This window comes from Microbacterium flavescens, assembly GCF_018588945.1.
Taxonomy (GTDB): domain Bacteria; phylum Actinomycetota; class Actinomycetes; order Actinomycetales; family Microbacteriaceae; genus Microbacterium; species Microbacterium flavescens.
This window is the reverse complement of record NZ_JAFIWA010000001.1, coordinates 161,577-183,492: the sequence shown is the minus strand read 5'-3', so window position 1 is coordinate 183,492 and position 21,916 is coordinate 161,577. Positions and strand designations below refer to the sequence as shown.

General features: G+C 70.7%; 24 protein-coding genes. 7 read left to right on the top strand and 17 right to left on the bottom strand.

Annotated elements, in window-relative coordinates; all coding sequences use genetic code 11:
* Positions 1-29: 29 nt before the first annotated feature.
* From JX005_RS00820 to JX005_RS00805, 4 genes are all read right to left on the bottom strand, one after another.
* A complete protein-coding gene (locus JX005_RS00820; RefSeq protein WP_214465484.1) occupies positions 30-1,400 on the bottom strand; it encodes an FAD-dependent oxidoreductase in 1,371 nt (456 codons plus the stop codon).
* Between the two features lie 61 nt (positions 1,401-1,461).
* A complete protein-coding gene (locus JX005_RS00815; protein WP_214465483.1) occupies positions 1,462-2,517 on the bottom strand; it encodes a polyprenyl synthetase family protein in 1,056 nt (351 codons plus the stop codon).
* Between the two features lie 43 nt (positions 2,518-2,560).
* A complete protein-coding gene (locus JX005_RS00810) occupies positions 2,561-3,310 on the bottom strand; it encodes a demethylmenaquinone methyltransferase (RefSeq protein WP_214465482.1) in 750 nt (249 codons plus the stop codon).
* Positions 3,311-3,351: 41 nt separating this feature from the next.
* A complete protein-coding gene (locus JX005_RS00805) occupies positions 3,352-3,900 on the bottom strand; it encodes a DUF402 domain-containing protein (protein ID WP_214465480.1) in 549 nt (182 codons plus the stop codon).
* 22 nt (positions 3,901-3,922) lie between these two features.
* Between JX005_RS00805 and JX005_RS00800 the strand changes: the two genes are divergently transcribed.
* Positions 3,923-5,233 carry an isochorismate synthase gene (locus JX005_RS00800; protein ID WP_307858466.1) on the top strand — a complete coding sequence of 437 codons (1,311 nt, stop codon included), beginning with the start codon at positions 3,923-3,925 and terminating at the stop codon, positions 5,231-5,233.
* Between the two features lie 34 nt (positions 5,234-5,267).
* Here JX005_RS00800 and JX005_RS00795 read toward each other — a convergent pair whose 3' ends face one another.
* Genes JX005_RS00795 through JX005_RS00785 form a run of 3 tightly spaced genes read right to left on the bottom strand, consistent with a single transcriptional unit; the run spans position 5,268 to position 7,183 of the window.
* On the bottom strand, positions 5,268-5,933 hold the full coding sequence (locus JX005_RS00795; RefSeq protein ID WP_214465479.1) for a DUF998 domain-containing protein: 666 nt from the start codon (positions 5,931-5,933) through the stop codon (positions 5,268-5,270).
* Positions 5,934-5,936: 3 nt separating this feature from the next.
* Positions 5,937-6,833, bottom strand: a complete 897-nt coding sequence (locus JX005_RS00790; RefSeq protein ID WP_214465478.1) for a permease prefix domain 1-containing protein — start codon at positions 6,831-6,833, stop codon at positions 5,937-5,939.
* On the bottom strand, positions 6,830-7,183 hold the full coding sequence (locus JX005_RS00785) for a PadR family transcriptional regulator (RefSeq protein ID WP_214465477.1): 354 nt from the start codon (positions 7,181-7,183) through the stop codon (positions 6,830-6,832). Before JX005_RS00785 ends, JX005_RS00790 begins: the two co-directional genes overlap by 4 nt.
* A 79-nt stretch (positions 7,184-7,262) precedes the next feature.
* Here JX005_RS00785 and JX005_RS00780 point away from each other — a divergent pair, with 79 nt between their 5' ends.
* Complete coding sequence (locus tag JX005_RS00780; protein WP_214465476.1) at positions 7,263-8,027, top strand: class I SAM-dependent methyltransferase; 765 nt, start codon at positions 7,263-7,265, stop codon at positions 8,025-8,027.
* Between the two features lie 13 nt (positions 8,028-8,040).
* On the opposite strand, the gene JX005_RS00775 is transcribed toward JX005_RS00780, so the two are convergent.
* From JX005_RS00775 to JX005_RS00765, 3 genes are all read right to left on the bottom strand, one after another.
* Positions 8,041-8,904 carry a PPK2 family polyphosphate kinase gene (locus JX005_RS00775; RefSeq protein ID WP_214465475.1) on the bottom strand — a complete coding sequence of 288 codons (864 nt, stop codon included), beginning with the start codon at positions 8,902-8,904 and terminating at the stop codon, positions 8,041-8,043.
* A gap of 70 nt (positions 8,905-8,974) precedes the next feature.
* Positions 8,975-10,789, bottom strand: a complete 1,815-nt coding sequence (gene menD / locus JX005_RS00770; protein ID WP_214465474.1) for a 2-succinyl-5-enolpyruvyl-6-hydroxy-3-cyclohexene-1-carboxylic-acid synthase — start codon at positions 10,787-10,789, stop codon at positions 8,975-8,977.
* Position 10,790: 1 nt separating this feature from the next.
* Positions 10,791-11,270 carry a PLD nuclease N-terminal domain-containing protein gene (locus JX005_RS00765; protein ID WP_214465472.1) on the bottom strand — a complete coding sequence of 160 codons (480 nt, stop codon included), beginning with the start codon at positions 11,268-11,270 and terminating at the stop codon, positions 10,791-10,793.
* A gap of 110 nt (positions 11,271-11,380) precedes the next feature.
* On the opposite strand from JX005_RS00765, the gene JX005_RS00760 reads away from it, so the two are divergent.
* On the top strand, positions 11,381-11,671 hold the full coding sequence (locus tag JX005_RS00760) for a DUF4229 domain-containing protein (protein WP_214465471.1): 291 nt from the start codon (positions 11,381-11,383) through the stop codon (positions 11,669-11,671).
* Between the two features lie 24 nt (positions 11,672-11,695).
* Here JX005_RS00760 and JX005_RS00755 read toward each other — a convergent pair whose 3' ends face one another.
* The 6 genes from JX005_RS00755 to JX005_RS00730 form a co-directional block, all read right to left on the bottom strand.
* Entirely contained in the window at positions 11,696-12,676 is a 981-nt protein-coding gene (locus JX005_RS00755; protein WP_214465470.1) for a 1,4-dihydroxy-2-naphthoate polyprenyltransferase, read from the bottom strand.
* A 175-nt stretch (positions 12,677-12,851) separates the two neighbouring features.
* A complete protein-coding gene (locus JX005_RS00750; RefSeq protein ID WP_214465469.1) occupies positions 12,852-14,006 on the bottom strand; it encodes an AMP-binding protein in 1,155 nt (384 codons plus the stop codon).
* A 4-nt stretch (positions 14,007-14,010) separates the two neighbouring features.
* The gene (locus tag JX005_RS00745) at positions 14,011-14,907 is read right to left on the bottom strand and encodes a 1,4-dihydroxy-2-naphthoyl-CoA synthase (RefSeq protein WP_214465468.1); all 897 of its coding nucleotides are present in this window, start codon (positions 14,905-14,907) and stop codon (positions 14,011-14,013) included.
* A 32-nt stretch (positions 14,908-14,939) separates the two neighbouring features.
* Entirely contained in the window at positions 14,940-15,740 is an 801-nt protein-coding gene (locus JX005_RS00740; RefSeq protein WP_214465467.1) for an LLM class F420-dependent oxidoreductase, read from the bottom strand.
* A gap of 62 nt (positions 15,741-15,802) precedes the next feature.
* On the bottom strand, positions 15,803-16,765 hold the full coding sequence (locus JX005_RS00735; RefSeq protein WP_214465465.1) for a permease prefix domain 1-containing protein: 963 nt from the start codon (positions 16,763-16,765) through the stop codon (positions 15,803-15,805).
* A 1-nt stretch (position 16,766) separates the two neighbouring features.
* Positions 16,767-17,102, bottom strand: a complete 336-nt coding sequence (locus JX005_RS00730) for a PadR family transcriptional regulator (protein WP_214465464.1) — start codon at positions 17,100-17,102, stop codon at positions 16,767-16,769.
* A 134-nt stretch (positions 17,103-17,236) separates the two neighbouring features.
* Between JX005_RS00730 and JX005_RS00725 the strand changes: the two genes are divergently transcribed.
* From JX005_RS00725 to JX005_RS00710, 4 genes are all read left to right on the top strand, one after another.
* On the top strand, positions 17,237-18,202 hold the full coding sequence (locus JX005_RS00725) for a TIGR03885 family FMN-dependent LLM class oxidoreductase (RefSeq protein WP_214465463.1): 966 nt from the start codon (positions 17,237-17,239) through the stop codon (positions 18,200-18,202).
* The gene (locus JX005_RS00720) at positions 18,199-19,860 is read left to right on the top strand and encodes an alpha-amylase family protein (RefSeq protein WP_214465462.1); all 1,662 of its coding nucleotides are present in this window, start codon (positions 18,199-18,201) and stop codon (positions 19,858-19,860) included. The genes JX005_RS00725 and JX005_RS00720 overlap by 4 nt, the downstream gene beginning before the upstream one ends.
* A 65-nt stretch (positions 19,861-19,925) precedes the next feature.
* Entirely contained in the window at positions 19,926-20,102 is a 177-nt protein-coding gene (locus JX005_RS00715; RefSeq protein ID WP_214465461.1) for a hypothetical protein, read from the top strand.
* 19 nt (positions 20,103-20,121) lie between these two features.
* On the top strand, positions 20,122-21,120 hold the full coding sequence (locus tag JX005_RS00710; RefSeq protein ID WP_307858465.1) for an o-succinylbenzoate synthase: 999 nt from the start codon (positions 20,122-20,124) through the stop codon (positions 21,118-21,120).
* Positions 21,121-21,150: 30 nt separating this feature from the next.
* Here JX005_RS00710 and JX005_RS00705 read toward each other — a convergent pair whose 3' ends face one another.
* A complete protein-coding gene (locus JX005_RS00705) occupies positions 21,151-21,792 on the bottom strand; it encodes a TetR/AcrR family transcriptional regulator (protein ID WP_214465460.1) in 642 nt (213 codons plus the stop codon).
* Positions 21,793-21,916 lie beyond the last annotated feature (124 nt).

Below are 21,916 nucleotides of genomic sequence, written 5' to 3'. Positions count from 1 at the left end.
CTCACCGGGGACGACCGCCCGGCTGCGCCTCAGTCGCGCGAGATGGTCACCATCTCGTCACGAGGAACGACCTTGACGCGGGCGCGGCCGTGCGGCGCGCCGAGCGCCATCTCGTGCTCGTCAAGGCGGTGCCAGCCGTCGAGGTCGGTCCAGATCACGCCGCGCGACGCGAGGAGCGCAGGGATCGCGTCCTCGGACGGGTCGGCCGGCTGCCACCACGAGCCCTGGTCGTTGATGAGATGCCGCACGGTCTCCATCGCGTCGGACTTGGTGTGGCCGATCAGGCCCACCGGGCCGCGCTTGATCCACCCCGTCGCGTAGACGCCGGGCACGCGCTCGTTGGACTCGCGACGCAGCACCTGGCCCTCGTGATTCGGGATCACTCCGTGGCGCTTGTCGAAGGGCACGCCGGGCAGCGGCGAGCCGAAGTAGCCGACGGCGCGGTAGATCGCCTGGATCGCCACCTCGCGCACCTCGCCCGTGCCGACGACCCCGCCCTCGCCGTCGGGGCGCGTGCGCTCGTAGCGGAACGCGCTGACGCGGCCCTCGGCATCCTTCACCACTTCCAGCGGCTTGGCGTAGAAGTGCAGATGCAGGCGACGGGATGCCTCGCCCCCGGCGTTGTTGACCGAAGGGCGCTTCCGCCACGACTGCAGCACGCGATCGATGACCATGACCTGCTTGTTGCTGGCGATCGCGGCCTTCGACGCGTCGTCGTAGTCGAAGTCCTCGTCGTAGACCACCATGTCGACGTCGCGCAGCTCACCGAGCTCGCGCAGCTCGAGCGGCGTGAACTTCACCTGAGCCGGCCCGCGACGACCGAAGACATGCACGTCGGTGACGGGGCTGGCCACGAGGCCCGCGTGGACGTTGTCGGGGATCTCGGTGGGCAGGAGGTCTTCGGCGTGCTTGGCGAGCATGCGCGCGATGTCGAGCGCGACGTTGCCGTTGCCGATGACGGCGACCGATTCCGCGTCGAGCGGCCACTCGCGCGGCACGTCGGGGTGACCGTCGAACCAGCTCACGAAGTCGGCGGCGCCGTACGAACCCGTCGCGTCGATACCGGGGATGTCGAGGCCGGTGTCGCGCACCGCACCGGTAGCGAAGATCACCGCGTTGTAGTGGTGCTTGAGGTCGTCGAGCGTGATGTCCTCGCCGAAGCGCACATTGCCGAACAGGCGGATGTCGCCTCGGTCGAGCACCTCGCGCAACGCCGTGATGATGCCCTTGATGCGCGGGTGGTCCGGGGCCACGCCGTACCGAACCAGGCCGTAGGGAGCGGGGAGCTGCTCGAAGAGATCGATCGAGACGTCGAACTTGCGCTCGGCCTTGAGCAGGATGTCGGCCGCGTAGATGCCTGCCGGGCCCGCGCCGACGATCGCCAGTCGGAGCTTGGTCATGGTGATCCTTTCAGGGTGCCTCGCTCGTTGAGCGAGCGAAGCGACGAAACGGGGTCGGGCCTCAGCTCGAGCGGTCGGCGACGGCCTGCGCGAATCGCGTCAGCCCCTCGCGCACAGGGCCGTCGGGAAGGGGCTCCAGCGCATCCACGGCTTCTCGCGACCACGCGTTGGCGAGGTCGAGAGTCGCCTGCGTCGCCTCGTGCTCGCGCAGCTCGGCGAGAGCGTCGTCGAGGATCGCGGGGTCGGCGCCGTCGGAGATGCGGGCGACGCCGTCGTCGATCTCCTGGCGCAGGGCGATCGCCCCGGCGTCGGTGCGCTGCCCGAGGACGAGGTAGGGCATGGTGGGCACGCCCGCACGCAGGTCGGTGCCGGGCACCTTGCCGGTCTCGTCGGGGTCGGCGGAGAGGTCGATGACGTCGTCGAGCAGCTGGAAGGCGACGCCCGCCTTCTCGCCGAACGTCACCATCGGCGCCTCGAACTCGCTCGGCCCGTTCGAGAAGATGACCCCCGCCTGCGCGGCGGCGGCGATGAGCGAGCCGGTCTTGTCGGACAGCACCCGCAGGTAGAAGTCGACCGGGTCGTCGCCCTCCTGCGGGCCGACGGTCTCGTGCATCTGGCCGAGCACGAGCCGCTCGAAGGTGTCGGCCTGGAGCTTGATGGCGGCATCGCCGTACCGCGCCATGATCTGGCTCGCCCGGGAGAAGAGGATGTCGCCGGTGAGGATCGCGATGCTGTTGCCCCAGATCGCGTGGGCGCTGGGCACTCCGCGGCGCTTGTCCGCGGCATCCATCACATCGTCGTGATACAGCGAGCCGAGGTGGGTCATCTCGAGCGCGGTCGCCCCGTCGATGACGCGATCGGTCGCGCCGTCGCCGAGCTGAGCCGTGAGGAGGGCGAGCATGGGGCGGACGCGCTTGCCGCCGGCCTCGTAGAGATACCGGCTGGTGGCGTCGGCGAGCGAGTCGGCGACGCGCAGCTCACGCTCAAGCGCGTCGTCCACGCGCTTCAGGCCCGCCTCGACCGCGGAGAAGAGCTTGCGAGACCTCGGTCCCGCGAAGACGCGGTCGGTGAGGCCCAGCTTGCCCGCGATGCGCGAGCCCGGCGCTGAGGGAGTCACGTCCCCAGCCTACCGGGGCTGTGTTCGGCCGAGCGCCGCGCGCTCAACGGCCGGCGGGGGCGGGGGTCGGCTTCGTGGCGCGGTGCAGGGCGACGATGCCCATCGAGAGATTGCGGTGCGCGACATCCGTCCATCCCGCCTCGCGGATCCACGTCGCGAGCGTGCGCTGGTCGGGCCAGTCGCGGATCGACTCGTTGAGGTAGTCGTACGCCTCGGCGTTCGAGCTGACCGTCTTGGCGACCACCGGAAGCACGCGGTCGTTGTAGAAGCGATAAAGCCCGTTGAAGACGGGCGACGGCGGATGCGAGAACTCGCAGATCACGAGCCGGCCGCCGGCCCGCGTGACCCGCAGCAGCTCGGCGAGCGCCTTCTGCGGCTCGTTCACGTTGCGCAGCCCGAACGACATCGTCACCGTGTCGAACTCCTCGTCGTCGAACGGCAGGTCGGTCGCGTCCGCCTGGACGAAGGACAGGTTCGGGATGCCGCCATGCCGGCGCCGCCCTTCGGCGATCATCCCCGGCGAGAAGTCGGCCGCGACGACGTCCGCGCCGCTGCGGGCGAGGGCGACGCTCGACGCGCCGGTGCCGGCGGCCAGATCGAGGATGCGCTGGCCCGGCCGTGGCGCGACCGTCCGGGTGGTCGCCGCCCGCCAGAAGCGGTCGTTGCCCATGCTCAGCACGGTGTTGGTGCGGTCGTAGGCCGGCGCCACCTGGTCGAACATGCCGCTGACGCGCGACGGGTCCTTGTGCAGGTCGGCGCGGTTCGGCTCGTTCTCGGAGGGGTGGGACGCCACCCGTCGAGTCTAGGCGGCGGGCGGGTAGGGGGCGGCCGGAGTCACTCCAGGCCGAGCTCGGCGAGACGGCGGAGCCAGTCCTCCGCCGTCGCCTCGTCGAACGGCGGGGTGCGCTGGAGGACCTGCTGCTCGAGCTCGGCGGCGAGCGCCTCCAGTCGCTGGACGAGGTCGATCGGGTAGTCGTACGCGACGCGGTGCTCGTCCCACTCGTCCTCGTCGTCGATGTAGACGCCGCGGTCGGTCCGCTCGACGACGTCGAGGTCCATGTCGATGCCGGTGGGCTCGCTGCCCTGCCAGCGGAGGTCCCACGCGATGTCGATGTAGACGCGGGTGTGATGCGGCGCCGCGTTGTGCGTGTAGGCGTAGTCACCGCTCGGCGGGAGCAGGGTGACGTTCGGATGCTCCGGCTCGAAGACACGGCCGGGTCGGGAGCTGTCCCAGCCCGGCAGCTGGCCGAACCAGTCGCCCCAGCGGTCGCAGCCGAGGTACACGCACTCGTGCACCCAGTGGGGTCCGCCGTCCCATTTGCGCCAGCGGAAGAGCAGGCGGGTGCCCGGAGCGGGGCGTTCGGAGACGGCGTCGTCGGTCACGTGGCGAGTCTAGGCTTGTCGTGTGACCTCTCCGCTCCGCCTGCCGAAGCTGGTGGTCGAGACCCGTGAGATCGCGGCCGTCGACGATCTGCTGTCGTACGCCGATGCGGATTCACCGCTTGCCTGGCTGCGCCGGGGCGAGGGAATCGTCGGCATCGGTCAGGTCGGCGGCTTCGAGACAGGCGGGGCCGGCGATGCCGTGCCCGGCGGTGCGTTGCCGGGCGCCTCGCAGCCGAGCCCGGCCGACTGGTGGCGCGCGACATGCGCCGACGCCGAGATCGATGATCCCGTCGGCCTCCACGGAACGGGTCTCGTCGCCTTCGGCGCCCTCGTGTTCGACAGGCGGTCGGCAGCGTCGAGCCGTCTGATCATCCCGCAGGCTGTCATCGGGCGGCGCGGCGGGCGAACGTGGCTCACCCGCATCCGATCCTCGGTGGGCTCGCTCACCGACCCGCCTGCGCAGCCGGTGCCGTACGGCCCGTACTGGTCGGCCACGCTCGGCCCCGGCGCGCTCGACCCCGAGGGGTATCAGGCCGCCGTGCGCGCCGGACTCGACGCCATCGCCGCCGGCGAGGTGGGCAAGGTCGTGCTCGCCCGCGACCTCGTGGGCACGGTGCCCGCCGGATCCGACCTGCGACGACTCGTGCGCGCGCTGTCCACCGGCTACCTCGACACGTGGACCTTCGCCGTCGACGGCCTGATCGGCGCGAGCCCCGAGACGCTCGTGACCGTGTCGGGCGGGGAGGTGACCGCCCGCGTGCTGGCCGGGACGTTCCCGCGCGGCGCCGACGCAGACGACGACGCCGCGGCATCCTTCCGCCTCTCCCACAGCGGGAAAGACCTCGACGAGCACCAGTACGCCGTGCAGAGCGTGCTCGACGCGCTCGCCCCGCACGTCAGCTCCGTACGCGCCGACGACGAGCCGTTCGCGCTCGAGCTGCCGAACCTGTGGCACCTCGCGACCGACGTCGCCGGCGAGATCGCCGACCACGCCTCGGCGCTCGACCTCGTCGCGGCCCTGCACCCGACTGCGGCGGTGGCCGGAACGCCGACGGATGCCGCGCTCGAGGTCATCCGCAGGCTCGAGCCCTTCGACCGACGTCGCTATGCCGGTCCGGTCGGGTGGGTCGATGCGAACGGCGACGGCGAGTGGGCGATCGCGCTGCGGTGCGCGCAGATCGGCGCAGAGCCTGCTCGGCGCTTCGCCGAGTACAGCGACACCATCCCGGTCGTTGCCCACGCGGGTGCGGGCATCGTGGCGGGCAGCGACCCCGAGACGGAGCTGCTCGAGACCCGGGTGAAGTTCCGCCCGATCGTCGACGCCCTCGCCTGAGCGCGCTCGGGCAGTTGCCGTCAGCCAGCTGGCGTCAGGCCGACGACCGCGTTGCGACGACGGGCCGGTCGACCGCGGCCGAGCGGCGCGCGACACCGACGACGAGGATCGACTGGGTGCTCATCGCGACGACGATCAGCAGTCGCTGGACGAGCCCGGCCATTCCCTCGTTCCCGCCCGCACCGCTCGCGTCGAACGTCGCCATGAAGATGGCGAAGAGCAGCAGCGTGACGACGCCGCCGCCCAGGGCCACGCGAGCGAGCGCGCGGTCGAGCTTCCGCAGGGAGCCTCCGGCGAAGATGAAGCCGACCGCGGGCAGCGGGATCGCGAGGAGGAAGCCGAGCAGGTGCAGCATCATCGCCTCGAGCGTGAACGCGCCGCATGCGATCATCCCCACGCCCATCAGCGACATGAGCACGGCCGCGGCGATGCCGCGCCGGCCGAGGCTGCGCCAGACGCCGGCCGACGCGAGCGTGCCGACCAGGACCAGGATCCCGCCGACGATGAAGGCGCCGTTCATCCACGGCCCGGTGACGCCCAGCCCGAGCCCGCTCACGGGCTGACTGACCCACGAGTACGGGGCGATGACGGTGCCGAACAACTCGTAGCCCGGGCTGATCGCGCCGAGCACGAGCCAGGAGACCGTGAACAGGATCGCGCCGACGGGCACGAGGAGCGCGAGACGGGAGTGAACAGGCACGGGTCAGGACTTCGTGTCGGGGCCGAAGAGCATCCGCGCGAGGACGAGCATCATCGCCGCGAAGCCGCCGGCGAACGCCACCGGCGCCCACCACCAGCCCACGGTGAAGACGAGCACCGCGACCACGGCGAACGTGACGATCCAGATCGCGACCGTGTAGATGCCGAAGCGCGCGGCGGTCTCGGGCTCGCGCTCGAACCGGTTCGCGGGCTCGCGAGCGAGCGCCTGGCGGGTCCACGCCTTGTGACGGTTCGTCTGGCTCGCACCGAGGAACGCGAACAGGATGATCGACGCGATCACGCCCAGCGCCGCGAACACGACGCACCAGACCGGAAGCGCGCCGACGGCGACCATGAACCCGAACGCGATGCCGTAGGCGGCGAGGAAGGTCGCCCCGGCGAAGCTGCCGGCGCGGTTCTCGGGCATCGGGTGGTTGGTCGTCGTCTCCTGGGAGAGCGTGTCGCCGACGAGGAGTCCGAGGCCGGTCGACGCCATCCCGAACAGGCCGATGATCGGGCCCACGACGAGCGGGATGACCCCGGTCGCCCCGAGCACACCGAGCACGATGCCCACGATCGCCGCGAGCGACCAGACCACGGCGCGCACGACATAGCCGACCTTCGGCTTCACGCGGTAGCGCTGCTGCAGGGCGGCGTAGTCCTCACGATGCACCGAGGCCGCGGCATCCGTCGACTCGTCCACCAATTCGCGCACGTCGCCCAGCTCCGCGACCGCCTGCCGGGCGGCGTCGGCCGGCGTGCGGCCCGCCTCCTCCAGCTCGGCGGCGCGGGCGAGGAGGTTCGCGCGCACCTCCTCCTTGAGGTCCTGTGCGTCAGGGGTCATGTCGACGCCCCGGAACGCCTCGTCGAGGAGGCGATGGATGTCGGTGTTCTCTGTCATTTCTCCGTGCCCTTCACGTCGAGAAGCGAGTCGATGATGCGGCGGGTGGCGTTCCACGCCGCGACGTTGTTGCTGAAGACCGCGCGGCCGGCGTCGGTGATCCGGTAGTACTTGCGCCGGCCCCCCTGCGTCTCGTCGCCCCAGTACGACTCGACGAGTCCGTCTTTCTCGAGGCGCCGGTAGGTGGCGTAGAGCGTGGCCTCTTTGATCTCGTAGTCGCCGCCGGTCGCGTCGCGGATCGTCTTGTAGATCTCGAAGCCGTACTGGTCACCGCGCCGCAGCACGCCGAGCACGATCGTGTCGGTGTGCCCGCGCAGCAGATCGGCTGCGAACGCGTCGTCCTTTGTCATGTCAAGTACTGTACCAGATCAACTACCTGATCGGATACCCATCTATACCGCATCCACAACGCGGATCTAGACTGCGGGCATGTCGTTCGATGTCGCGGCCGAAGCGTACGACCGGTTCATGGGGCGCTACTCTGTGCCGCTGGCCGAGACCTTCGCCGACTGGGCGCGGCCGCCCGAGCACGGCCGCTCGCTCGATGTCGGCTGCGGTCCGGGCGCATTGCTCGGCGTGCTGTCACGGCGGTTCGGCCCCGACGACGTCGCCGGCGTCGACCCCTCCGAGAGCTTCGTCGCGGCGGCACACGAGCGTCACCCGTGGGCGGACGTGCGCCACGGCAAGGCCGAGGCGCTGCCCTTCGACGACGACACGTTCGACGCGACGCTGGCCTCGCTCGTGGTGCACTTCATGACGGATGCCGCGGCCGGTGCCCGCGAGATGGTCCGGGTCACGCGGCCCGGAGGCGTGGTGGCGGCGTGCGTGTGGGACTTCTCGGGTCAGCGGGCCCCGCAGTCGGCGTTCTTCTCGGCACTGTCGGAGGTGGCCGACGGCATCGACGATGAGACCGACCGTGCGGGCGCCGCGGCGGGCGACCTCGGCGCTCTGCTGCGCGGCGCCGGGTGCGCCGGGGTCGAGGAGACGGAGCTGTGTGTCGACGTCTCCTACGCGGGGTTCGACGAGTGGTGGGAGCCGTACACGCTCGGGGTCTCCCCCGCCGGCAAGCAACTGCAGGCGCTGCCGGAGGAGCAGCGCGTGCTCGTGCGCTCGCGGTGCGCCGGGCTGATGCCTGCCGGGCCGTTCACGGTGACGGCCACCGCCTGGGCGGCGCGGGGCATGGTGCCGCGCTGACCCGCGGACCAGGTCAGGTCAGAGCGAGGCGCTTCTTCTCGGCCTCGACGTCGAAGGTCGCCTTCGGCCACTGCGGATCGATCTGCTCGAGAGCTTCGAGGAGCAGATTCTGCACGGCGAGGCGCGCGTACCACTTGCGGTTGGCGGGAACGACGAACCAGGGGGCGTGATCGGTCGACGTGCGCTCGAACACCAGCTGGTAGGCGTCCATGTACTTCGGCCACAGCTGCCGCTCGTCGACGTCGCCGGGGTTGTACTTCCAGTGCTTGTCAGGACGGTCGAGCCGCTCGGTGAGCCGCTCCTTCTGCTCGTCGGATGAGATGTGCAGCATCACCTTGACGACGCGCGTCCCGCCCTTGACGAGCTGCTCCTCGAAGGTGTTGATCGCTCCGTAGCGCCGCTCGATCTCGTCAGGCGGGGCGAGCTCGCGCACCCGGCCGATGAGGACGTCCTCATAGTGCGAGCGGTCGAAGACCCCGATGATGCCCGGCTCGGGCACACGCTTCGCGACGCGCCACAGGAAGTCGTGCTCGAGCTCCTCCGGCGTGGGCTTCTTGAACGCCGTGATCGCGACCCCCTGCGGGTCGACGGATCCCACGACGTGGCGGACGATTCCGCCCTTCCCTGCCGAGTCCATCGCCTGCAGCACCAGCAGCACGGCGGCGTTCGTCGCGTCGACGCGGCTCCGGGCGAAGAGGCGCTCCTGGTACTCGTCGAGCTGCGTCGAGCCGGCGGCCAGATCCTCGGCCGCCTGAATCTTGTCGCGCTCGTACCCCGGTGTCGCCTGCGCGTCCACGTCGGCGAGCCGGAAGCCCTCCCGCACACGGAGCAGCTCCGTGACGTCGCCGGTCCAGTGCTTCTGACTCTTCGCGATCATGTGCCCATCATGCCCACCCCGGCGGGTGCGCGCACGCGGCGGTGCGAAGTCAGGAGAGCGGACGCCGCGGCTAGCGCGCGAGCGGAACCTCGATGAGCTGGCGCCCGCCGACCGGCGAGGTCAGCGCCTGGTCGAGAGCGACGCGGGTCGTCACGCGCTGGTACTCCCACCCGTACGCGAGCGCGAGATGCTCGAGCCGCACGGAGTGCGGCGTGTACAGCACGCGGTTCATCGCCTCGGAGCCGGCCACCCCGGCGACTTCGAGGCCGTCGAAGATCGTGCCGCCTCCGTCGTTGCCCACGATCACCTGGATGCGCGGCTCGGGCTCGCCGGGTGGAAGGAGCAGCGCCCCGACGTCATGCAGCAGGGCCAGGTCGCCGAGCAGTACGCGCGTGATGCCCGCCCGGCCCGCGGTCTGGCTGGCGATGGCGATGCCCGTCGCGGTGGCGACCGTGCCGTCGATGCCCGCGAGGCCGCGGTTCGCGTGCACCGGCACCTTCTTGCCGCCGAGGACGCCGTCGGCCACGCGGACCAGGCGCGAGGAGCCGAACACGAGCCGGTCGTGGGGCCACGTCGCGCGCCAGACCGCGTCGACCAGCACGGCGCGGTCGACCGGTGTCCGGACCGCGGCGAGCTCGGCGGCGATCGCGCCGAGCCGCTCCTCGGGGACGGCGGAGACCAGCCCCTCGGCGTCGGGAGGCGGCGGAGCGAGATCGACGGATGCCTCGCGCGACGCCTGCAGCCACGCCCCGAGCCACTTCCGATCGGCGTCTCCGGTGGCGACGGCGACGGTGTCGACGGCCGTGGTCGCGCCGTTGAGGTTGAGGGGCTCCCCCGGCCCACGGAGCGCGACGACCTCGACCTCGGGGTCGGAGAGCAGGGCGGCGACCTCGCGGCTGAGGGTGGGATGCCCCAGGACGACGACGCGCTCCACGCGGCCGCCGAGCTCGGGATCGCGCAGCAGCGCCCGGTACCCGTGGACGAGGTAGCGGCCGAAGCGTGCTCCGCTGACGATCTCGGCGATGAGGGGCCAGCCGCCGGCGTGCGCGAGCACCTCGGCGTCGGGTCCGGCGTCGGATCCGGCGACGACCACCGTGCGCGGCCCGCGGGTGAGGAGGAAGGGCTGCTCCTCGGGATCGTCCGGCACGTCGGAGACCCCGATGCCCCCGCCACCCTGATAGAGCGCACCGGATGCCTCGTCCTCGCCAGCCTGATCGGGCACGGGCGGGCCGTCGGGGTCGTCGTCGACCGTCGCCGCGAGCTCCGCCGTGGGCACGCCGAACCAGGCGGGCAGGTCACCCGCGAGCGGTTCGCGGTAGGGAAGATTGAGGTGCACCGGCCCGGCTGAACGCAGCCCTGCGCCGAGAGCGGCTGCGACGGCCTCCTCGGCGACGCGACGCAGGATGACGCTCTGCTCCTCGTCGCCGTCGGCATCGCTGCCCTCGGGCACCGGCAGATCGGCCTCGTAGCGGACGCTCGGCGAGAACATGCCGGGCTGCCGCGTGGTCTGGTTCGCCCCGACGCCGCGCAGCTCGGGCGGCCGGTCGGCCGTGAGCAGCAGCAGCGGCACGCCGGCGTGGTGAGCCTCGAGCGCGGCGGGCAGCAGGTTGGCCACCGCCGTGCCGGAGGTGCAGATCACGGCAGCCGGCATCCGCGACTCTCGTCCGATCCCGAGCGCCGTGAAGCCCGCGACGCGCTCGTCGACGCGGACGTGCAGGCGCAGCGCATCGCGGCGCTCGAGTTCGGCCGCCACGAGGGCGAGCGCCTGGGAGCGTGAGCCGGGGCTGAGCACCACGTGCTCGACGCCGAGTTCGACGAGTCGGCAGAGCAGTGCCGCGGCGGCATCGGTGGCAGCGGAGGCGAGTCCGCTTCTGCCGGTGCTCACGTCAGCTGACGGCTCCGCGCTGGCCGCGCTCGTCACCTTCGTCGGACGGGCGGACGGGCGGGTCGGCGGGGGCGTCGGGCGAGGGCGTCACAGCACCCGGCGCTGTGCCGGGGGCGGTCGGGCCGGCTGCGGCAGCGGGTCCGTCGATGCCCCAGCGGGGGTCGTCGTCTTCGGCGTCGAGCTGCGCGAGCTCTTCCTCGAGACGGCGGATGCGCTCGTCCTGGTCACTCACTGCGCCGAGGCGCCCGAGGAACTCGGGATCGTCGTCGGGGGCGCGCCGTGCGGCGATCGCGGCGCGACGGGTGCGACCGACCAGCAGCCAGAGGACGCCGCCCAGGACGGGGATCAGCACCACGATCAGGATCCAGATGGGCTTGCTCACACCGCGGTGCCGCGTGGGAGGCTGCACCGCGCAGTCCACGATCGTATAGACCCAGAAAGCCGTCGCCACCAGGGCCAGGATGAGCAGGGCCCGTGTCATGCCCTCCATCCTAGGCGAGCAGGACGCGCCGCGGCCCGGTCGTGACCGAACCGTCTTCTCCGGACGGGGTGCCCGCCGGTCCGCACGGCGCGCTCGATTACGATGGTCGGGTGAAATCCCGCTCTGCCCTCGTCTACACGGTGCTGCGGCTCCTCGCCTTCCTCGTGCCGTTCGGCCTGCTCATGCTGCTGCCGATCATGCGCGAGTACTACTGGCTCGCCGCCATCTTCGCCGCGCTCATCGGCTTGAGCCTGTCGATGATCTTCCTGCGCAGGCCGCTCGATGAGATGACCACGGGCCTGGCCGAGCGCCGTGATCGGGTGCGCGCTGAGCGTGCGGTGAAGGACGAGGACGTGGAGGATGCCGCGACCGGCTCCTCCGAGTCCCGCTCCGCCGACTGATCCGGGCCGCCGCGCGGCGAGCGCTCAGCCGATGAACGCCCACGCGAGGAACGCGGCGTAGGCGATCGACGTCAGCGACGTCAGGCCGAGGGCGACCACGAGCTCGCGCGGGTCCCGGTACGTCCACACGATGAGGATGGCCGGGATCGCCGCCAGCAGCACCAGCAGCGACAGCCACGCGATGGGGTAGAAGAGCGCGAGGTACGCGGCGATGACGAACGGCACGAGCACGAAGATCGTGAACAGCCAGCGCGTGGCGGTGCGCCCGATGAGTGTCGTGAGGGTGCGCTTGCCCGCGGCGCGGTCCTGGTCGATGTCGCGGAGGTTGTTCGCGAGCAGCACGGCGCACGCCAGCAGACCCGCGGCGACCGCGCCGAACCACGCCTCCTGGGGCAGGGCGAACGCCTGCACCCACGTCGTCCCGAGGGTGGCGACGAGACCGAAGAACACGAACACGAAGAGCTCACCGAGGCCGTAGTAGCCGTACGGCCGCTTGCCGCCGGTGTAGAACCACGCGGCGAGGATGCACAGGGCGCCCACGGCGAGGAACCACCACTGCTGCGTGCGGATCGTGAGCGCGAGTCCCGCCACGGCGGCGATGGCGAAGAAGACGAGCGCCACGGCCAGCACGACCCGCGGCTTCACCTTGCGCGAGGCCGTGAGGCGGGCCGGCCCCACGCGGTGGTCGTCGGTGCCGCGGATGCCGTCGCTGTAGTCGTTGGCGTAGTTCACGCCGATCTGCAGCGACACCGACACGATGAGGCAGAAGAGAGCGATCACCCAGTGGAAGACGTCGGCGACGAGGATCGCGGCGGCGGTGCCGATGATGACCGGGCTGATCGCGAGGGGCAGCGTGCGCAGGCGCGCGGCGCCGATCCAGTCGCGCGCGGTCGCCGGCTCGACGGCACGGGGGTCGCCCGACTGACGCGGCTTCTGCGGGTTGCCGCGCGGGGGCTGCTTCTTGGGTCCGGGGTGCTTGCGCTTCTTGCTGGAAGTTCCTGCCACGAGTCGTCATCCTAGAGGGCCGCGCGCCGGGCCGTCACGAGGCGGCGCCGGGTTGTGGACACCCGACCCCCCGGTCGTTGAGCGAGCGAAGCGAGACGAAACGCCCCTCGCGGAGCCACCGCGTTTCGTCTCGTCGCTCCGCTCCTCGCTCAACGACCTGAGGGGGGAGCCGAGGTCAGTGGAGGGCAGCGACCGCGCGGCGGATGGCCTCGCGGTCGGGCTTGCCCGAGGGCAGCGTCGCCAGCTCGTCGACCAGCACCAGCCGCGCCGGGCGCGCGTGGGCTCCGATCGCCTCCTTCACGGCGGCGCGGGCTTCCTCGAGCTGGATCGACTCGCTCCGCCGCAGCGACTCGCCCCTGGTCGCGACGACGACGGATGCCTCGCCCCAGCGCTCGTCGGGCACGCCGACGACCACCGCGTCGGTCAGGCCGGCCACGGTGCGGACGATCCGCTCGACACGGTCGAGGGAGACGTTCACCCCGCCGGAGACGATGACGTTGTCGATCCGTCCGCGGACACGCAGGACGCCGTCTTCCAGAAGACCCGCGTCGCCGGTGCGATACCACCGCGTGCCATCGGGCGAGCGGGGGAACGCGGCATCCGTCAGCTCTCCATTACCGAGGTATCCCTCGGCCAACACGGGGCCCGAAACCTGCACCTCGCCGCGCAGCACCCGAAGGTTCACCCCGCGGAGCGGCACCCCGTCGTACACGCAGCCGCCGGAGGTCTCGGTGGACCCGTACGTGCGGACGATGCGCGCACCCGCGGTCTCGGCTCGCTCGAGGGTCACCGGCGGCAGCGCCTGCCCGCCCACGAGTATGGTCTCGAACGAGCGCAAAGCGGTCAGCACCGTTCGGTCCTCGTCGGCGGCGTCGAGCAGGCGTGACAGCTGTGCCGGGACGAGCGACGTATAGGTCGGGATGCGCTGGCCCCGATCACTCGAAGCCATCATGGACGCCGCTGCGGTGAAGGACTGCGGCGTGAAGGAGCCGCTGAGGATCGCCGGCTCGCGATCGGCGACGATCGAACGCACGAGCACCTGCATGCCCGCGACGTAGCTCGCCGGGAGCGCGAGCAGCCACGCGCCCTCGCCCACCCGGTCGGCGGTGGCCAGCGCGCTGGCGGTGAGCGCGTCGCGGCTGAGGACCACGCTCTTGGGCACGCCGGTGGAGCCCGACGTCGTCACCACCACGGCGGTTCCCGGACGCACCTCGCCGGGAAGCTCGCTCACCAGGCCGAGACCGAGAGCAGGGCCGGCGCCGTGCAGGGCGCTCTTCAGCGCGCGGAGAACGTCGCGCGGATCGTCGCCGGTGACGGGCTCGAGCTTCATCGGCTCAGTACTGCCACGGATACGGCGACCAGTCGGGGTCGCGCTTCTCGAGGAACGCATCGCGCCCCTCGACCCCTTCGTCGGTGCCGTAGGCGAGCCGGGTCGCCTCGCCCGCGAACACCTGTTGGCCGACCAGGCCGTCGTCGACGGCGTTGAACGCGAACTTCAGCATGCGGATCGCGGTCGGCGACTTCGTGAGGATCGTCCGCGCCATCGCGATCGCCTCGCGCTCGAGTTCGGCGTGCGGCACCACACGGTTCACGGCCCCCATCTCGTACGCGCGCTGCGCCGAGTACTCCTCCGCGAGGAAGAAGACCTCGCGGGCGAACTTCTGCCCGATCTGCCGGGCGAAGTACGCCGAGCCGTAGCCCGCGTCGAAGGATCCGACATCCGCATCCGTCTGCTTGAAGCGGCCGTGCTCGGCACTCGCGATCGACATGTCGCACACCACGTGGAGGGAGTGGCCGCCGCCGGCAGCCCACCCCGGGATCACGGCGATCACGACCTTCGGCATGAACCGGATGAGCCGCTGCACCTCAAGGATGTGCAGCCGCCCGGCGCGCGCCGGGTCGGTGACCGTGTCGGTCTCGGAGTACTTGTAGCCGTCGCGCCCGCGGATGCGCTGGTCGCCGCCCGAGCAGAACGCCCAGCCGCCGTCCTTCGGGCTCGGCCCGTTGCCCGTGAGCAGGATGACGCCGATGCCCGGGTTCTGACGGGCGTCGTCGAGCGCCCGGTAGAGCTCGTCGACCGTGTGCGGGCGGAAGGCATTGCGCACCTCGGGGCGATCGAACGCGATGCGCGCGATGCGCCCGTCCTTCGACACGTGCGAGGTGATGTCGGTGAAGCCGGATGCGCCGGGTGCCGGCATCCACGTGTCTTCGTCGAAGAGCTCGGAGACCATGGGCTTCAGCCTAGAGCGCGGGATGCCGCGACTCATGCGCCGTTCTTGGCGTCACGCCACCGCAGCCACGACTTCACGAGGTCGTAGTCCCAGTCGGGACCCTGGAACGCGAGTGTGAAGAGCCGCACGCCGGCGTCGTACAGCTGGTCGCCGGATGCCTCGTCCCGTCGGTGCAGCTCATTCGACACGACGAGGTTCGAGGTGTCGCGCTGCTCCTTCTCGGCCCACCGCTCGATGACGTCGAGCTTGTGGGGCAGCTCGTCCGGCCGCACGAAGCTGTGCCAGATGTCGGCGTGCCGGGCCACGAGCCGCAGGGTCTTCTGCTCGCCCTTGCCGCCGATCATGACGGGGATCCGTCGCGTCGGCGCGGGGTTGAGCTTCTCCCAGCGCGCCTCGACGCGGGCGAGGCCCTCGGCGAGGTCGTCGAGCCGCGAGCCGGCGGTGCCGAACTCGTAGCCGTACTCCTCGTAGTCGCGGGCGAACCAGCCTGAGCCGGTGGCGAAGACGAAGCGGCCGGTGCCGTCCTTCGCCGAGATGTGGTCGATGGTGCGCGCCATATCGGCCTGCAGATCGGGGTTGCGGTAGCTGTTGCAGTTCACCAGTGACCCGAGCTCGACGCGCTCGGTCTGCTCCGCCCACGCGGCGAGCATCGTCCACGACTCGAAGTGCAGGCCGTCCGGGTCGCCCGACAGCGGGAAGAAGTGGTCCCAGTTGAAGAGGATGTCGACGCCGAGGTCTTCGAGCCGGAGGACGGCGTCACGGAAGGCGGAATACGGAGCGTGCTGCGGCTGCAGCTGCACGCCGAGGCGCACCGGAGTATCCAGAAGGGGCATGGGAAAAGCCTAGGGCGGGTGAGAGGCCGGAGGCTCCGGCATCCCACCCGCCCCGTTTCCATTCAGCGCGAGCGGTGCGCCTTGAGGAAGGCGTCGACACTGTCCCATACGGCGATCGCGATGATTCCGAAGCCGAAGAGAGTCGAGACGACCGTGCTGACCGTGTCGGCGGAGTCCGCCGGGATGATCGCCGGGTAGAACTCGGGGTTGATCAGCTGCTGTTGCGCGAGCAGCCAGAGTGCACCGCCGGCGATCACGAGGTTGAGGAACACGTTGACGGTCGCAGATCCTGCGTCCCACCGGCCCTTGGCATAGACCGAGATGGCCAGAAGCGCTTCGAGCACCATCAGCACGAACAGCGCGCCGATCCACCACGGCCACAGGTCGGGCGACAGGAACGGCATCCAGCCCTCCGCCGAGGTGTACACGAACCCGATGAAGTGGTCCCACAGGACCGCGCCCGCAGCAAGGGCGAGGAAGACCAGCGACGCGACGAGGTCGCTGAGGCCCGCGCCCCGTTCCCTGATCTCGGGCAGATCGTCGGGCGTCCATTCCCCGACGATGCGGGGATCGTCTCCGCGCTCGGAGCGCTCGACGATGAAGAAGACCAGCGTCGTCCAGAATCCGATGTGCACGATGACGCTCAGCGTGACGGAGACGACGGCGCCGACCGTCGTGCCGAAGTCCTCACCCGCGAGTGTCTGGGCGAGGGCGACACCGAAGGCGGCGCACGCCGGCACGATCGCCCACAGCAGCTTGAGCAGGCGCCACCACGTCAGGTAGTAGCGCGGGCCGATCAGCCAGAGCGGCCGCTCGGTGTATCCGGCGGCGAGTTTGTCAGGATCGCCGAGCTCGGTCAGCACAGCGCGCTCGGCTTCGTCGAGCGCCTGGCCCTCGGCGACGCGGGCTTCGATCTGGTCGTCGATCGAACCGCGCAGCTCGGCGGCCAGATCGGTGCGCTGAGCCTCGGGGACGGTGCGCATCGCGGCGTCGACGTAGCGGTCGATGAGTGTGGCGTTGGTCATGTCAGTCCTCCTCTGAAAGGGCGTCGATCGCCGTGGCGATCGCGCGGAACTCGTCGGTGAGAGCGCCCGCGAGACGCGTTCCCGCGGCGCTGGTGCGGTAGAACTTCCGAGGCCGGGCCTCGTCGGTGTTCCACTCGCTCGTGAGATGCCCCTGCTTCTCGAGCCGGCGCAGCAGCGGGTACAGCGTGTTCGCATCGGTGGGGAAGCCGCGCTCCCCCAGCTGCTCGAGCAGTCCGTACCCGTACCCCGGCTGCTCGAGCAGCCGGAGGCAGGCCAGCACGATCGTTCCGCGCCGCAGCTCCTGCAGGTGCGTGTCGAGGATCTCGGATTCGCTCATGTCTCACACTGTACTGTGCGACACACACTATAGGCAAGCACACATTGTAATTGTCGTCACGTTGTTTGCTGGCGGCCACTCCGCGAGGCCGCAAGTGCCTTGAACCGGCGACCCCGCGGTTCAAGACTCGGGTGATGGTCTTCATCGGATACCACGCCTCGCACGAGCAGCTCCCCCCGAGCGCGCTGCTGACCTCCGTCGTCGGCGCAGAGAACGCCGGCTTCGACGGAGCGATGTGCTCCGACCACCTCGCCCCGTGGGGAGTCCGGCAGGGCGAGTCGGGCTTCGCGTGGTCGTGGCTCGGCGCGGCCCTCGCCTCGACGTCCTTCTCCCTCGGCGTAGTCAATGCCCCCGGTCAGCGCTACCACCCGGTCGTGATCGCCCAGGCCATCGCCACCCTCGAGGAGATGTTCCCTGGCCGGTTCTGGACGGCGCTCGGCAGCGGCGAGGCGATGAACGAGCACGTCACCGGCGACCCCTGGCCGTCGAAGGACGACCGCAACACGCGGCTCGAGGAGTCCATCGACGTCATTCGGCGCCTGCTCGCGGGCGATGAGGTCACGCACGACGGGCACGTGCGCGTGCACCGCGCCCGGGTGTGGTCGCTGCCCGACGCGCCCCCGCCGCTGTTCGGTGCGGCGGTCAGCGCTGAGACGGCGGGCTGGCTCGCCGGCCGCGTCGACGGCCTCGCCACCGTCGCCCAGGACCCGGAATCGCTGCGCCGCGTCGTCGAGGCCTACCGCTCGGCCGGCGGAGAAGGACCGTGCGTCCTGCAGGTCCACCTGTCGCTGGCGGAGACGGATGCCGCAGCCCTCGCCCTCGCGAAGGATCAATGGCGGAACGGCCTCATCGGCCCCCCGCGAGCCTGGGACTTCGACCAGCCCGAAGACTTCGACGCCGCGGTCGGCGATCCGGACGAGGGCGAGCTGCGCAAAGCCGTGCTGGTGGACACGGATGCCGCGGCCCTCGCGCAGCGGATCACCGAGCTCACCCGCATCGGCTTCGACCGCGTCTACCTGCACCACGTCGGCAAGGACCAGAACGCGTTCCTCGATCGCGCCGCGTCCGAACTGCTCCCGGCCCTACGGAGGTTCCAGTGAAGATCACCGACACGAGCGATCTGTGGTGGAAGACGAGCGTCGTCTACTGCCTCGACGTCGAGACCTACCTCGACTCCAACGGCGATGGCATCGGCGACCTCACCGGTCTCGGCAGTCGCATCGACTACCTCGCCGACCTCGGCGTGACGTGCCTGTGGCTCATGCCTTTCTATCCGACCGCCGACCGCGATGACGGCTACGACGTGACCGACTTCTACGGCGTCGATCCGCGCCTGGGGACGCACGGCGACCTCGTGGAGATCGTGCGCACGGCGCGCGACCACGGCATGCGCGTGATCGTCGACCTCGTCGTGAACCACACGTCCGACAAGCACCCCTGGTTCGTCGCCGCGCGGCGGTCGAAGACGTCCCCCTTCCGCGACTTCTACGTGTGGCGCGACGAGCCGCCCGAGAATAACGTGAACGCCGTCTTCCCCGGTGAGGAGAGCACCCTGTGGGAGCTCGACGAGAAGACCGGGCAGTACTACCTGCACAGCTTCTACAGCCATCAGCCAGATCTCAACATCGCCAACCCGACCGTGCGCGACGAGATCGCCAAGACGATCGGCTTCTGGCTGCAGATGGGCATCTCGGGCTTCCGAGTGGACGCCGTGCCGTTCCTCATCGAGGTGCCGGAGGGCAAGGAGTTCGCCGATCCGCACCAGTACCTGCGCGACCTGCGCCAGTTCCTCCGGCGGCGGTCCAGGGAGGCCGTGCTGCTCGGCGAGGTCAACCTGCCGTACCGCGAGCAGACCGCCTACTTCGGCAGCGGCAAGGGCGAGGAGCTCACCCTCCAGTTCGACTTCAACGGCATGCAGGCGATGTACCTCTCGCTCGCACGGTCCGACCCCCGGCCGCTGGCGAAGGCGCTCCGCGCTCGGCCGGCCATCGCGACCGAGGCGCAGTGGGCGAACTTCGTGCGCAACCACGACGAGCTGACGCTCGACAAGCTGACCGACAAGGAGCGCGACGAGGTCTTCGAGGCCTTCGCACCCGACGAGCGACAGCGCGTGTTCGGTCGAGGGATCACGCGCCGCCTGCCCCCGATGCTGGGCGGAGATCCACGCCGCGTGCGCATGGTCTACAGCCTGCTCTTCTCGCTTCCGGGCACCCCGGTGCTGTTCTACGGCGAAGAGATCGGAATGGGCGAGAATCCCGACGTCGCCGGGCGCCTCGCCGTACGAACGCCGATGCAGTGGAGCGACGCCCGCAACGGCGGCTTCTCCACGGCGGCTCCCTCGCGACTGGCAGCACCGCTGCCCGAAGGCGGGTACTCCCCCGCCCACGTCAACGCGTCGGCTCAGCTCAACGACGAGGAGTCGCTGCTGCACTTCATCCGCCGCCTGGCGGCGCGCTACCGGATCTCCCCCGAGATCGGGTGGGGCGAGGTCGAGATCCTCGAGCACGATGCGCCGTCGGTGCTCGCCCACTCGGTGAGCGCGGACGTCGGGCGCATGATCGCCCTGCACAACTTCGCCGACGAGCCGGCACGGGTGACGCTGTCGCTGGCCGAAGAGCCCGACGGCACACAGCTCAGCAACCTCTTCGGCCCGGACCGCTTCGAGCTCGACGACCGTGGGCGAGTGGAGTGCGAGCTGCCCGCGTACGGCTGGGCCTGGATGAGGGTGGCTCGGCCCGGCGACGGACGCATCGGCTGAGGCGGTTCACAAATGTGATTGCCGAGCCGCCCGCCCCGTGCGACGATGACCCGAAGGAGGCCACCATGACCGCCAAGCCCTCGCTGTTCACCCGCATCCGGCACGCCGTGTTCGGCAAGCCCTTGAGCCACGAAGAGGCACAGGCGCGTCACGAGGCGCAGGTGGCCGCCGCCCGCAGCGCCGGCGAGGCGAACAACCGCTCTGGCGCGCGGTCGGTGCAGAACCAGACGTATTACTTCTGACCTGGGCATGATGGGTCGCGTGAGCAACTCCGTCCCGCCTCTATCCGAACTCCTCGCTTCGGCGCGGGTCGTCGCACTGCCCCTCGCCGCGCGCTTCCGCGGCATCGAGGTGCGCGAGGCGCTGGTGTTCGAAGGCCCGGAGGGCTGGACCGAGTTCTCCCCCTTCGCCGAGTACGACGATCGCGAGGCGGCCACGTGGCTCACCGCCGCCATAGATTTCGGATGGATGCCGCAGCCCGCCGCCGTCCGGCAGGAGATCCCGGTCAACGCGACGGTGCCGGCGGTGGCCGCGGCATCCGTCCCCTCCGTCCTCGCGCGCTTCGACGGCTGTCGCACGGCGAAGGTCAAGGTCGCCGAGGGCGGGCAGCGACTGTCGGACGATGTCGACCGCGTGCGCGCGGTGCGCGAGGCCATGGGGCCGGAGGGGCGCGTGCGCGTCGACGCGAACGGCGGCTGGAACGTCGATGAGGCCGAGCGGGCGCTGCACGCGCTTGCCGAGTTCGATCTCGAGTACGCCGAGCAGCCGTGCGCCGCCGTCGACGAGCTCGCCGAGCTGCGCCGCCGCGTGAAGTACATGGGCATCCCGATCGCTGCCGACGAGAGCGTGCGGAAGGCGTCGGATCCCCTCGCCGTGGCGCGCGCCGGTGCCGCAGACCTCCTCGTCGTCAAGGCTCAGCCGCTCGGCGGCGTGCGGCGAGCGCTGGCGATCGTGGCGGAGGCCGGGCTGCCGGCCGTCGTGTCGAGCGCGCTCGACACCTCGATCGGGCTCTCCATGGGCGCGGCTCTCGCCGCCGCGCTTCCCGAGCTCGACTACGACTGCGGTCTGGGAACGGCCTCGCTGTTCACCGCCGACGTGACGACCCCGCCGCTCGCACCCGTGGGCGGGATGCTGCCGGTCGGGCGCGTGGCGCCCGACCCGGAGCTGCTCGCTCGGCACGAGGCATCCGCTGACCGTCGTGAATGGTGGCTCGACCGGCTGGCGCGCTGCCACGCCTTGCTCGCGGGCGCCGCGATCTGACCCGCTGCCGATCGGTGCGGCGGCGGACGCTCAGTCGCCCGACGGCTCGATGAGCAGCTGCGCGACGCGGGCGAGCTCTTCGTTCGTGGCGCGCTGCAACTGGGCCTGGTCGGCGCCGGCCATGACCGACCGCACGGCCGCGCCCTCCCATACCGTCAGCATGAGGCGTGCCGCGTCGAGCGGCTCGAGCCGGAAGGTGAACGCCTCGGCGCGCCCGATGTCGTCGATGATCTGCGCGACGCTCTCCAGCATCTCTTCGGTCTGCGCCAGGTACGCAGCGGCGAGCGCCGGCGTGCGCAGCGCGTGGATGCGGATCTCGCTCATGAGCAGGACGCCCAGGCGGTCATCCGCCGACATGTCGAGCACCTGCTGCACGATCTGGAGGGCGTTGGCGGGGACATCGGCGAACGCACCGTCGCGCTCGAGCTCGGCGACCCGTGCGCGCACCGCGGAGACGCGCTCGCGCGACACACGTGCGGCCAGTTCGAGGAACAGCTCGTCCTTCGTCTCGAAGTTCGAGTAGAACGCACCACGCGTGAAGCCGGCGCGGTCGCAGACGGCTTCGACGGATGCCGCATCCAGCCCCACCTCGGCGAAGACCTGGGCGGCGGCATCCAACAGCTTCTGCCGCGTCGCCTCGCGGCGAGGCGACGTGACGCTCGTGTCGCTCAAGAGATCCTCCTTCGCCAGTCTCACACGCAGTACTCAGTTTCAGGACGGCAACCCGCCTTACGATACACTCATGTATCCGATACAGCGCTGTATCGCAATCTTGAACCCGTCCTGAACGCGGAGG